At 61.1% G+C, this 11,269-nt stretch carries 11 protein-coding genes; 2 read left to right on the plus strand and 9 right to left on the minus strand.

The window, feature by feature from the left end; translation table 11 throughout:
- Positions 1 to 132 precede the first annotated feature (132 nt).
- From pseC to CCR84_RS14900, 9 genes are all read right to left on the minus strand, one after another.
- A complete protein-coding gene (pseC, locus tag CCR84_RS14860; RefSeq protein WP_201213893.1) occupies positions 133 to 1,290 on the minus strand; it encodes a UDP-4-amino-4,6-dideoxy-N-acetyl-beta-L-altrosamine transaminase in 1,158 nt (385 codons plus the stop codon).
- Positions 1,291 to 1,292: 2 nt separating this feature from the next.
- Positions 1,293 to 2,291, minus strand: coding sequence for a UDP-N-acetylglucosamine 4,6-dehydratase (inverting) (gene pseB / locus CCR84_RS14865; protein ID WP_201213906.1), 999 nt, complete (start codon positions 2,289 to 2,291; stop codon positions 1,293 to 1,295).
- A gap of 75 nt (positions 2,292 to 2,366) precedes the next feature.
- A complete protein-coding gene (locus tag CCR84_RS14870; RefSeq protein ID WP_201213908.1) occupies positions 2,367 to 3,446 on the minus strand; it encodes a glycosyltransferase family 4 protein in 1,080 nt (359 codons plus the stop codon).
- 4 nt (positions 3,447 to 3,450) lie between these two features.
- On the minus strand, positions 3,451 to 3,975 hold the full coding sequence (locus tag CCR84_RS14875) for a hypothetical protein (protein WP_201213910.1): 525 nt from the start codon (positions 3,973 to 3,975) through the stop codon (positions 3,451 to 3,453).
- Positions 3,972 to 4,991 (minus strand): AAA family ATPase, encoded by a 1,020-nt coding sequence (locus CCR84_RS14880; RefSeq protein WP_201213912.1) that lies wholly within the window; start codon positions 4,989 to 4,991, stop codon positions 3,972 to 3,974. Before CCR84_RS14880 ends, CCR84_RS14875 begins: the two co-directional genes overlap by 4 nt.
- A gap of 13 nt (positions 4,992 to 5,004) precedes the next feature.
- Positions 5,005 to 6,822 (minus strand): asparagine synthase (glutamine-hydrolyzing), encoded by a 1,818-nt coding sequence (gene asnB, locus CCR84_RS14885; protein WP_201213914.1) that lies wholly within the window; start codon positions 6,820 to 6,822, stop codon positions 5,005 to 5,007.
- A gap of 141 nt (positions 6,823 to 6,963) precedes the next feature.
- Positions 6,964 to 7,944, minus strand: coding sequence for an Rpn family recombination-promoting nuclease/putative transposase (locus tag CCR84_RS14890; protein ID WP_201213917.1), 981 nt, complete (start codon positions 7,942 to 7,944; stop codon positions 6,964 to 6,966).
- A gap of 45 nt (positions 7,945 to 7,989) precedes the next feature.
- Complete coding sequence (locus CCR84_RS14895; RefSeq protein ID WP_201213919.1) at positions 7,990 to 8,973, minus strand: UDP-glucuronic acid decarboxylase family protein; 984 nt, start codon at positions 8,971 to 8,973, stop codon at positions 7,990 to 7,992.
- Between the two features lie 52 nt (positions 8,974 to 9,025).
- Positions 9,026 to 10,195, minus strand: a complete 1,170-nt coding sequence (locus CCR84_RS14900; protein ID WP_201213926.1) for a nucleotide sugar dehydrogenase — start codon at positions 10,193 to 10,195, stop codon at positions 9,026 to 9,028.
- 495 nt (positions 10,196 to 10,690) lie between these two features.
- Between CCR84_RS14900 and CCR84_RS14905 the strand changes: the two genes are divergently transcribed.
- Both CCR84_RS14905 and CCR84_RS16355 read left to right on the plus strand, forming a co-directional pair.
- Positions 10,691 to 11,074, plus strand: a complete 384-nt coding sequence (locus tag CCR84_RS14905) for a hypothetical protein (protein ID WP_201213928.1) — start codon at positions 10,691 to 10,693, stop codon at positions 11,072 to 11,074.
- 3 nt (positions 11,075 to 11,077) lie between these two features.
- Positions 11,078 to 11,269: hypothetical protein (locus CCR84_RS16355; RefSeq protein ID WP_207186302.1), on the plus strand; the 192-nt coding region annotated here is incomplete at its 3' end.

Raw genomic sequence — 11,269 nt, forward strand, 5'->3', positions numbered from 1 at the left:
AAAGCCCTGAAAAGCACGGATTTGAGGTCGAAAATCGTAAAACTGACTGATAAGCTGCTCAAGAAATAGGCAATCGCGAAATTTGCGAGGCTCACCGGCTCGGATTGGCTCTTTATTCAGCGTTTCCCTAAATTAAACCAACAAACTTCTTAGTCCGTTCGAAATCTCGTCCTGTGTTGCATTCGTCATAAGTGGATAGATTGGCAGACTGATAGCTTCGGCGTAATAGCCCTCGGCCTCGGGGAAGTCATTCGACTTGAAGCCCATCTGCTGATAGTAGGGTTGGGTGTGCACCGGAATGTAGTGTAAATTCACGCCGATGCCTTGCTCGCGTAACGATTCGAACACCTCGCGGTGTGTCTTGCCGATCTGGCCGAGCTGCAGTCGGATGACGTAGAGGTGCAGGCCCGAGTAGCTGTCCGGATGCTGCCAAGGCGTGATCACCGGAAGGTCCGCGAGCAGCGTGTCGTAGCGTGCGGCAAGCGCGTGGCGGCGGGCGACGTACTGGTCGAGGCGGGCCATCTGGCTGACGCCGAGTGCGGCCTGCAACTCGGTCATGCGGTAGTTGAAGCCGAGATCAATCTGCTGGTAATACCAGGGTCCGTCTGAATCGTTCGTCATCTGTGCCGGGTCGCGGGTGATACCGTGGCTGCGCAGCAGGGCCATCTTGTTGGCGAGTTCTGCATCGTTGGTTAGCGCCATGCCACCTTCAGCGGTGGTGATGATCTTGACCGGGTGGAAGCTGAACACGGTGATGTCGCTGTAACGGCCATTGCCAATGAATTCGTCTTTGTACTTGCCTCCAATGGCATGCGACGCGTCTTCAATGATCTTGAAGCCATAGCGCTGGCTGAGCGCGTGAATGGCTGCCATGTCGCAAGGCTGGCCGCACAGGTGCACTGGCACCACCACTTTGGGTAATTTGCCTGTTTTTTCGGCTTCAATCAGCTTGCGTTCCAGTGCCAGCGGGCACATGTTGTAGGTGTGTGGGTCGATATCGACGAAGTCGACCTGCGCGCCGCAGTACAGGCCGCAGTTGGCCGAGGCGACGAAGGTGATCGGCGTGGTCCACAGCCAGTCACCGGGCCCAAGACCGAGCGCCAGGCAGGCAATGTGTAGCGCCGAGGTTGCGCTGTTGACTGCAATCGCGTGCCGGGCGCCGACATGTTCGGCCACCAACTGCTCGAAGCGCGGCACCATAGGCCCCTGGGTGAGGAAGTCGGAGCGCAGCACACCGACGACGGCGTCGATGTCAGCCTGGGTGATGTCCTGGCGACCGTAGGGGATCATCCTCAGAGGCTCCCGATCTTTGCGCGGTTGGCGTCGATCCAGGCTTGCAGCTCGGCCGGCTGCATCCATTCGTTGTTGTTGTCGCTGGTGTAGCTGAACCCTTCGGGTACGCGCTTGCCGTCCTTGATGCGCTTTTGGCAGGTGTCCCAGCCGTTGATGGCGGGCAGGATCTTGAAGTGCTCGGGGTATTCGTAGGTGTAGAAGGCGTCTTCGACGCCGATCATCTGCTCGTGTAGCTTTTCTCCGGGGCGGATACCCACTACCTCTTGGCGCGCCCCGGGGGCAACTACAGTGGCGAGGTCGGTGACTTTCATGGACGGGATCTTCTTGACATAGATCTCGCCACCTTCCATGTCGTCGAAGGCGTGCCAGACGAGTTCGACGCCCTGCTCAAGCGAGATCATGAAACGGGTCATGCGTGCATCGGTGATCGGCAGCACGCCCTTATCCTTGATCGACGTGAAGAAAGGGATGACAGAGCCGCGCGACCCCATGACGTTGCCGTAGCGAACCACGGCAAAGCGGGTCGCGTGGCTGCCCGAGTAGGAGTTGCCGGCGACGAAGAGCTTGTCGGAAGCGAGTTTTGTGGCGCCGTAGAGGTTGACAGGACTGCTCGCCTTGTCGGTGGACAGCGCCACCACGCGCTTGACACCCTTGTCGATGCAGGCGTCGATCAGGTTCATCGCGCCGTTGATGTTGGTCTTGACGCACTCGAAGGGGTTGTATTCGGCGGTCGGGACGATCTTGGTGGCTGCGGCATGGACGACGTAGTCGACACCGTCGAGCGCGCGGTATAGACGGTCCTTGTCGCGAACGTCGCCGATGAAAAAGCGCACGCGCGAGTCGCCCTGGAAGAGCTTTGCCATCTCCCACTGCTTCATCTCGTCGCGTGAGAAGATGATGATCTTTTTGGGGTTGTATTTGGCGAGGGTCATCGGGACGAAGGTGTGACCGAATGATCCGGTGCCGCCGGTAACGAGGATGGTTTGGTTGCTCAGCATTACGTTCTATTTCGTTGCTGCGGATGATCCGACCGCATTTTTTAATGAAAAGGTTTCGTTCAGGCAGAGCGATGGTTAGTGGGCGAGCACATCGCCGACCGCTCCCGCAACACGTTGGGCGAACAGTGGCCACGCGAAATATTGCAGGCCGACGGGTATCTGTCTGGGGGCCTCTAGAGCCTGCAACAAGCCACGCCGCAGGTCGGCGGGCTCGTCCGGGTCCACCAGTTGGCCGAGTTCACCGTTTTTCAGCGCATCGCGGCTGCCGTCGAGTTGGCTGCCGACGACCGGCACTCCGCAGGCCATGGCTTCGAGGTAGACGATGCCGAAGCCTTCGCCGCGCCCGGGCATGGCGAAGACGTCGGCCAGGCGCAGGAGGTCGGCCTTTTCCGCTTCGGGGACGTAGCCGGCGAAGACGACCTGCTCGGCCACCCCCAGGCTCTTGGCTTTGGCGATCAGTCTTGCCTTGTCGTCGCCGTCACCGGCGACGAGGTAGCAGAGGTCAGGCTGCTGCAGGAGCAAGGTGGGCAGCGCTTCGATGACTTCGTCGACGCCCTTGTAGCGCTCGCGCGGGTCGAGCCTCGCCAGGGTGAGGATGACTTTTTTGCCTTGCAGGCCGTAGTGCTGCAGCATGTCGGGGCGCTTGGGGGCCATGCCGTAGCGTTCGGGGTGGTAGGTGTTAGGGGTTAGGGTGTAAAGGGTTAGGGGGCGCTTGGCCCAGGTGTTCATGCGGTCGCGGGTGAACTGGCTGACCGACCAGATGGCACTTACCCGCTTGAGGCAGGCTTGACGCAAGGCGTTCGGGGCTTGCCAGACGTCGATGCCGTGCACCTGCAGCACCAGCGGCACGCGCTTGGCGAGGCTGTAGGCTGTAGCAAGCGGCAGCAGGTTGATGTGGCCGCAGATGACGAGGTCGCAAGGCTTTACCCACTGTGCTGCCAGCGCCCGCAGGTAGCGCCCCTTGCTGCCGGCGGCCTCGGCCTTGAAGCTGACCTTGTCCGGGATGCCTGCCGGCGCCTCCTTGACGATGCGCGGCAGCAGCGTGACTTGTTCGACGCTGGGTATCTCTGCGAGCGCTTCGGCGAGGCAGCGGTTGTAGTAGGCAATGCCACCGTGGCCGCCGTAGGCGTCGGTGGCGAGGAAGAGGATGTTCATCGGTTTACCGGGCCAGGGGCGGCGTTGGCGCGATCAGGCCGACTTTTTGCGCTTTTTTATCGTTGAGGACCTGGATGTTCACATCCGGTATGGACCAGAGCTTGCGTTCGGACACCAGTGTCTGTCTGAATTTTTCCGAGAATTGGGGCAGCATTTTGTCCGGTATGCCTGGGATGACCAGGAAGCATTCCAGTGGCAGCTTGAGGTGGTCGACTTGGTTGAGTTTGGCAGGTATCTTTGCCAGCACTTTTGGGTGGCGCCCCGCGACTGCAGCGAACCAGGTGGTAATGGCGTGCTGCATTTTGGTGCGTATCTCGCCCATGAATTTATCATGCTGGCGCGGTATCGAGCTTTTGGCTTCCACGAAAACGATGCTGTTACGTGCCGGGCTGTCTTTGCGCACTATGAACTCCACCATGCTTACATGCTCGCCAAACTCGAGTTCCTTCAGCACCTTTTCCAGCTCGAAGATATTTTCGCGAGGGAAGGGGCCGAAGTCCATGCCTGATTCGCGGATCGTAAGGCTCATGACCCGATCAGCTCCAGTTCGGCATCAAAGATCCGGATCGATTCGTTGATGATTTCGTTGTCAGGAATCCCTTGACACAGGTCGAACTGTTTCCAGTTGTTTTTCGGGTCGGCCACCAGGGTGGGTATGCTGATCTTCTCGCGCTGCGCCAGCAAGTGCAGTTTCTTGACCACGAAATAGGAGTGCGTGGCGATGAAGAACTGTATGCCAACGGACGCGAGTTGCTCGATGATTTCAAGCAACTGGCTGATCGCGGTAGGATGCAGGGCGGATTCGGGTTCGTCTATGAAGACCATCGAGGCGGGCGAGAGGTAACGGTTGCCCAGCAGGGTATCGAGGATGGCAATCTTTTTGATGCCTTCTGCGGTGACGTTGATCGAGAAGCGGCTGTTGCCTTGCCGGTAGACCCATTTGTCCCCTTCCGACTGGTATTCGATCCAGCCCTGGAACATCGATTCCAGTTTCTGGCGCGAGCGTGAGAAAGCGTCGTAGTTGCGACCGCGCTGGGTAGGGTTCTGCAGGGCGAGCACCAAGTCGACATAGGTGGCGTCGAATCCGAATACCTTGTCTTGCAAGCCTGACTTGATGATGACCTTGGCAAGCGAGAGCACTTCCTTCGGCGGCAGGAAGATGGAGTTGGCCTGGCGCTCTGGGAGGTTGTTATGGATAGGAATGACTTTGCGCTGGGTGTCGGGACCGAATTCAAGTACCAGACTGGAGTTGTCATCCTGGGTGAGAGTCGCCTTCAGGCGCTTGCCGCCACCTTTTTGCACCAGGTCGCCCAGCTTGTCGGTCTGGAATGTCCAGTACAGCTTGTCGCTGAGCACTTGGCCAAAGTCACGCGGGTCGTCACCGCGGCCGGTTTCTTCCTGCGCGCGAATCATGGCGTAGAGCGCCTTCAGCAAGAAGGTCTTGCCGCTGCTGTTGGGGCCGATAAAGACGTTGATCGGGCCAAGGTTATGCCCGCCGACATCGGTGAGGGGACCAAAGTTTTCGAACTTGAATGACTTGATCATGTTTTTGCCTTCTTCAAGCTGGTCCCGGTTCTGATGCGTGCAGGAAACTGCTCATCACCACTTGCTGCCAGCCGCGCAGGCCGCGTTCGGGTTGCTTGGCCTGCGACGCGGGATTTGGGCGCATCCAGTCGCGCACGGGGACGGTGAAGCCGGTCTTGGGACGGTTGACGATCTCCGAGGGCAGGGCTGGCCGCGCGGCGCCTGCCAGATCCTGCTTGCTGTACGGCAGCCCTGCCTTTCGCTGCCAGGCGATGTGGCGGGTGAGTTCGACGTCGACCAGCGGCACGCGCAGTTCGATCGAGTGCGCCATGCCGGCCCAATCGGAATCGCGCAGTAGCTGGTTGCGCATGTAGTTCGAGGCTTCGAGGCAGGAGACGACGGCGTGGTCAGCCAACGGGCTGATCGTTTCGCTGGGCTGGCAGTGGCGGATTACTCGCAATGCCCGATCTTCGGGCGAGTGCTCTTTCAGTTCCCACGGCATGCGCAGGGCGCGGCGCAGCAGGTAGGCGCCTTGCCAGGTGGCACCGTATTCGAGCAAGCCGGCGTATTTCTCGCTGGTGAAGCGGCGCAGTAGCGGGGCACTGACCTGGCGGGTGAGCTTGCCAAGGCCGGGAATGGGGGCGAACGGTCTGGCCAGATGACGGATCTGCGGGATCTGGCGGAAGGACGGGTAGCCGCCGAAGAATTCGTCGCCGCCGAGGCCGGAGATGGCCACCTTGAGGCCGAGTTGTGCCGCTGCGCGCGAGACGAGCCAGGTGTTGAGGCCGTCGAAACTCGGTTGGTCCATCGCATCGATGAACTCGGCGAAGGCGTCCTGGAAGTCGTCGCGGCTGATCCACACGGTTTGGTGCTGGGCACCGTACTGGCGGGCAACCTGTTCGGCGAGGACGCTTTCGTCGGATGAGGTGCCGCGATATTCCTCGAACCCAAGCGTGACGGTATGCAGGGTGCCGCCGCATTCGGCAGCCAGTGCGGCGAGCGTGGTCGAGTCGATGCCTGCGGAGAGGAAGACCCCCACGGGAACGTCGGCGATGAGGTGATGGCGGACGCTGTCGAGGAGGGCTTCGCGCAGGGAGTGCTGCTGGGTGGCCGAGTCGGCTGTTGGTCCGCGCGAAGACGGTTCGTTTTCCAACATCAGCAGGTTCGCGACCGTTTCGAAGGTGCCGGTCTCGCGGCGGCCGTTGCGGTGCAGTTTGAGCCAGGTACCGGGTTCGAAGGCGCGGATGTTCTTGTAGAGGGTGTGCGGCTCGGGGATGTGGCCCCAAATCCAGTAGCCGAGTTCTCCTTCGGGGTCGATGTCCCTGGCGATGGCGCCGCCCGCGAGCAACGCCTTGACCTGCGAGGCGAAGCGCAGGGTTTTGCCATCGTCGTGCAGGTAGAGCGGCTTGATGCCGAAGGGGTCGCGGGCGAGGAAGAGGGATTGCTCTTGCGTGTCCCAGATCGCGAACGCGTACATGCCGCGCAGCCTGTGGAGCATCGCTTTCCCCTCGCGGGCGTAGAGCTGGAGCAGGACTTCGGTGTCGGAGTGGCTGCGAAACGGCACGCCCTGCGTTTGCAGGTCGGCCTTGAGTTCACGGTAGTTGTAGATCTCGCCGTTGAAGACGATCTGATAGCGGCCGTCGGCGCTGGCCATCGGCTGGGCGCCCTCGGCGGTGAGGTCGATGATCGCCAGGCGGCGGTGGGCGAGGCCGATTCGGTGGTCTTCAGAGATCCAGAGGCCGGCTGCGTCGGGGCCGCGCGCGCGCATTCGCTCGCGGATGCGGAGGAGCTCCTCCCGGTTTACGGGGGGGGCGGTTTCGGCGTGGGGGAAGATGCCGGCTAGGCCGCACATGGTTTTTTGGTGCTAGGGGTTAGGGGTTAGGTGTTAGGGGTTAGGTGTTAGGGGTTAGGGGTTAGTGAGCACGGCTTCCGGTTTTGGGACACGCTTGGGGAACAGCGGTGAAAGGCCGCGGTTGTTGATCTTGGGTCGAGATCAGTGCGTGGTAAAAACCGCCTCAAGTGAGGTGGCGTCGAGGATGTTGTCGGCCCATTGCTCGATCTGCTCCGGGGTGGCATCTTCGAGTCGGGCATGGATGGCGGGACTGAGCGGGCCGAAGCGGCGCTGAAGCAGGCGTGCGAGCAGAACTCGCTCGCCTTGCTGCATGCCTTGTTGCATGCCTTGCTGTATGCCTTGCTGCATGCCTTGCTGCATGCCTTCACGCTTCCAGTTTTCGGTCCATGTGACAACGCGTTCAGCGAGCATGGTTTCGATCTCCTTGAGTTCATTGACCTTCGGCAGTTCGGTGCCGGGGATCAGCCGCTTGAGCACCACACGATTGATCCAGACGGTAAGCGCGCGGCGAAGTTCGGTGTTTTCAGGGCTGTTCAGGCGCCGGGTCAGCGCTGCGATCACGCGCTGCAGTTGCTCGGTATCGGGGCCCGTTTCAAGACGGATTACGTCGCTGACGGTGTTGTCTTCAGCAAGATCGGTCACTCGACCTTCGTCGAGCACATGATAGCGAATGCTCGGTCGGTAGGCATCCAGTCCGCCGGACAGGCTCTCGATCAAATCGGCGACGTCACGTTGTGCGGTCCAGGGTACTTCGCCGTTGTAAATGACCACAGGGAAGACAGGCGGCAGTTTGCTCGGCGTGCTGACTTCCTTGCGCTTGATCAGATCTTGGTAGAGAAGCCCAACATACACCATGATGCGCAGCGCCATCCAGGGATCGTTACTGCTCTGGAATTCGATGAGCAGGTAGATGTATATCCACTCGCCGCGTTGTTTGACTCGCCAGATGATATCGTCTTCGCGATCGCGCAAATCGTCGCTGACATAGCTTCCACTGGCTTTCTCCAGCGTGCGGAAGTCAAGCTTATTAACCCATTCTTCGTGCACAAATCCGCGCAGCAGGTCTTCGACCATTGTTGGATGGCTGAAGATGAGCTTGTAGGCGTTGTCGTGGGAAGGCATGAATTCGGTGCGAAGTGCCGGAGGCTAAGTGTTAGGGGTTAGGTGTTAGGAGGGGTCTGTTAGGAGTTGGTCGAAGTAGGCTATGGTTTTGCGGAGGCCTTCTTCCAGGTGGACTTGGGGGTGCCAGTTGTTCAGGTATTGCTTGGCGCGGGTGATGTCGGGTTGGCGTTGCATGGGGTCGTCGGCGGGGAGGGGGCGGAAGACGAGTTGGGAGCTTGATCCGGTGAGGTCGATGACTTTTTCGGCGAGCTGGCGGATAGTGAATTCGCCGGGGTTGCCGAGGTTGATCGGGCCGGGGAAGCCGGGCGCGCCGCTCTCGCCTGCCGGCAGGTCCATGAAGCGGATGAAGCCTTCGATGAGGTCGTCGACGTAGCAGAAGCTGCGCGTCTGCTGGCCATCGCCATAGAGCGTGATGTCCTCACCCTTCAGTGCCTGGACGATGAAGTTGCTGACGACGCGACCGTCGTTGGGGTGCATGCGCGGGCCGTAGGTGTTGAAGATGCGGGCGACGCGGATGTCGAGTTTGTGCTGGCGGTGGTAGTCGAAGAAGAGCGTTTCGGCGCAGCGCTTGCCTTCGTCGTAGCAACTGCGCGGGCCGATGGTGTTGACGTTGCCCCAGTACTCCTCGGTTTGCGGATGGACTGAAGGGTCGCCATAGACCTCTGAGGTGCTGGCCTGGAAGATGCGCGCCCTGAGCCGCTTGGCGAGGCCGAGCATGTTGATCGCGCCGTGCACGCTGGTCTTGGTGGTCTGCACCGGGTCGTGCTGGTAGTGGATCGGGCTTGCCGGGCAGGCGAGGTTGTAGATCTGGTCGACCTCGACGTAGAGCGGAAAGGTGACGTCGTGGCGGATGAACTCGAAGTGCTTGTGGTCGAGCAGGTGTTCGATGTTGCGCTTGGTGCCGGTGAACAGGTTGTCGGCGCAGACGACTTCGTCGCCACGTTCGAGCAGGCGGTCGATCAGGTGCGAGCCGAGAAAACCGGCGCCGCCGGTGACGAGGATGCGTTGGCGGGGGTTGTAGTTGCGCATTTGTTCTTCGGTGTTAGGTGCTAGGTGTTAGGGGGTAGGCGTTAGGCGCTGGTTAGCTGTCGATGCCGAAGAGGTCGCGAGTGTAGACTTTGTCGGTGACGTCGCGGAGGTCGTCGGTGAGACGGTTGGCGATGATGACGTCGGAGCGTTGCTTGAAGGCGGCGAGGTCGTTGACGACGGGGGAGCGGAAGAAGTCGGGCTCGTGGAGGACGGGTTCGTAGACGATGACTTCGACGCCCTTGGCCTTGAGCCGCTTCATGATTCCCTGCACGCTGCTGGCGCGGTAGTTGTCGCTGCCGGCTTTCATCACCAGCCGGTAAACGCCGACCACGTTCGGCTTGCGGCTGAGGATGTCCTGCGCGACGAAGTCCTTGCGCGTGCTGTTGGCGCTGACGATGGCACTGATCAGGGTCTGCGGCACGTCCTGGAAGTTTGCGAGCATCTGCTTGGTGTCTTTCGGCAGGCAGTAGCCGCCGTAGCCGAAAGAGGGGTTGTTGTAGTGCGGGCCGATGCGCGGATCGAGGCCGACGCCCTCGATGATCTGCCGGGTATCGAGCTTGTGCGTGGCGGCGTAGGTGTCGAGCTCGTTGAAGTAGGCGACGCGCATCGCCAGATAGGTGTTGGCGAAGAGCTTGATCGCCTCGGCTTCGGTGCTGCCGGTGAACAGGACGGGGATGTCCTGCTTGATTGCGGCTTGCTGCAGCAGGCCGGCGAAGGTGCGGGCACGTTCGGACTGTTCGCCGACGACGATGCGGCTGGGGTGCAGGTTGTCGTACAGCGCCCTGCCTTCGCGCAGGAATTCAGGGGAAAAGATCAGGTTGTCGCAGCCGTATTTCTGCCGGGCCTTTACGGTGAAGCCGACCGGGATGGTGGACTTGATCACCACCGTCGCCTGCGGGTTGATCGCCAGCACGTCCTGGATGACGGCTTCGACCGACCGCGTGTTGAAGTAGTTGGTCTCGGGGTCGTAGTCGGTCGGCGTGGCGACGATGACGTATTCGGCACCCACGTAGGCGTCGTGCTTGTCGAGCGTGGCGCGGAAGTTCAGCGGCTTGTCGCGCAGGTAGTGCTCGATGTCGGCATCTTCGATCGGCGAGCGCTTCTGGTTGAGCATCTCGACTTTCTCGGGGACGATGTCGAGGGCGACGACTTCGTTGTGCTGCGACAGGAGGACGGCATTCGAGAGGCCGACGTAGCCGGTGCCGGCGATGGCGATTTTCATGAGGTGTTAGGGGTTAGGGGGTAGGTGTTAGGGGTTAGGTGCTAGGTGTTAGGGGGGTAGGTGTTAGGTGTTAACGGCGAGGGCAAGCTCGTCATCGCGAGCCCGCAGGGCGTGGCGATCCAGTGAGTAGGGCTGATGTTCGGTCGCACGTGGAAGCCGGCAAGGGCGCTGAGTGAGAAGAACGCGCTGGATTGCCACGGCGCTACGCGCCTCGCAATGACGGAATTGATGAAGGGGCCGAAGCAAGGGTCTTGGCGCGATCAGTAGCCCGTCATCGCGAGCCCGCAGGGCGTGGCGATCCAGTGCGTAGGGCTGAGGTTGGGTCGCACGTGGAAGCCGGCAAGGGCGCTGAGTGAGAAGAACGCGCTGGATTGCCACGGCGCTACGCGCCTCGCAATGACGGAATTGATGAAGGGGCCGCAGCAAGGGTCTTGGCGCGATCAGCAGCCCGTCATCGCGAGCCCGCAGGGCGTGGCGATCCAGTGAGTAGGGCTGATGTTCGGGCGCACGAGGAAGCCGGCAAGGGCGCTGAGTAAGAAGAACGCGCTGGATTGCCACGGCGCTACGCGCCTCGCAATGACGGAATTGATGAAGGGGCCGAAGCAAAGGTCTTGGCGCGATCAGCAGCCCGTCATCGCGAGCCCGCAGGGCGTGGCGATCCAGTGCGTGGGGCTGATGTTGGATAGCACGTGGAAGCCGGCAAGAGCGCTGAGTGAGAAGAACGCGCTGGACTGCCACGGCGCTACGCGCCTCGCAATGACGGAATTGATGAAGGTGCTGAAGCAAAGGTCTTGGCGCGATCCGCAGCCCGTCATCGCGAGCCCGCAGGGCGTGGCGATCCAGTGCGTGGGGCTGATGCCCGTCATCGCGAGCCCGTAGGGCGTGGCGATCCAGTGCGTAGGGCTGATGTTCGGTCGCACGCGGAAGCCGACAAGGGCGCTGAGTGAGAAGAACGCGCTGGATTGCCACGGCGCTACGCGCCTCGCAATGACGGAATTGATGAAGGGGCCGAAGCAAAGGTCTTGGCGCGATCAGCAGCCCGTCATCGCGAGCCCGCAGGGCGTGGCGATCCAG

Origin of the sequence: Rhodocyclus purpureus (genome assembly GCF_016653115.1) — a bacterium.
Lineage (GTDB): Bacteria > Pseudomonadota > Gammaproteobacteria > Burkholderiales > Rhodocyclaceae > Rhodocyclus > Rhodocyclus purpureus.

What these genes read in the sequence shown, in the direction of transcription:
- CCR84_RS14905 (WP_201213928.1), top strand. Translation starts at nt 10,691, where the DNA reads ATGTTCGGGCGCACGAGGAAGCCGGCAAGGGCGCTGAGTAAGAAGAAC.
- asnB (WP_201213914.1), bottom strand. Translation starts at nt 6,822, where the DNA reads ATGTGCGGCCTAGCCGGCATCTTCCCCCACGCCGAAACCGCCCCCCCC.
- pseB (WP_201213906.1), bottom strand. Translation starts at nt 2,291, where the DNA reads ATGCTGAGCAACCAAACCATCCTCGTTACCGGCGGCACCGGATCATTC.
- CCR84_RS14880 (WP_201213912.1), bottom strand. Translation starts at nt 4,991, where the DNA reads ATGATCAAGTCATTCAAGTTCGAAAACTTTGGTCCCCTCACCGATGTC.
- CCR84_RS14895 (WP_201213919.1), bottom strand. Translation starts at nt 8,973, where the DNA reads ATGCGCAACTACAACCCCCGCCAACGCATCCTCGTCACCGGCGGCGCC.
- CCR84_RS14890 (WP_201213917.1), bottom strand. Translation starts at nt 7,944, where the DNA reads ATGCCTTCCCACGACAACGCCTACAAGCTCATCTTCAGCCATCCAACA.
- CCR84_RS14870 (WP_201213908.1), bottom strand. Translation starts at nt 3,446, where the DNA reads ATGAACATCCTCTTCCTCGCCACCGACGCCTACGGCGGCCACGGTGGC.
- CCR84_RS14900 (WP_201213926.1), bottom strand. Translation starts at nt 10,195, where the DNA reads ATGAAAATCGCCATCGCCGGCACCGGCTACGTCGGCCTCTCGAATGCC.
- pseC (WP_201213893.1), bottom strand. Translation starts at nt 1,290, where the DNA reads ATGATCCCCTACGGTCGCCAGGACATCACCCAGGCTGACATCGACGCC.
- CCR84_RS14875 (WP_201213910.1), bottom strand. Translation starts at nt 3,975, where the DNA reads ATGAGCCTTACGATCCGCGAATCAGGCATGGACTTCGGCCCCTTCCCT.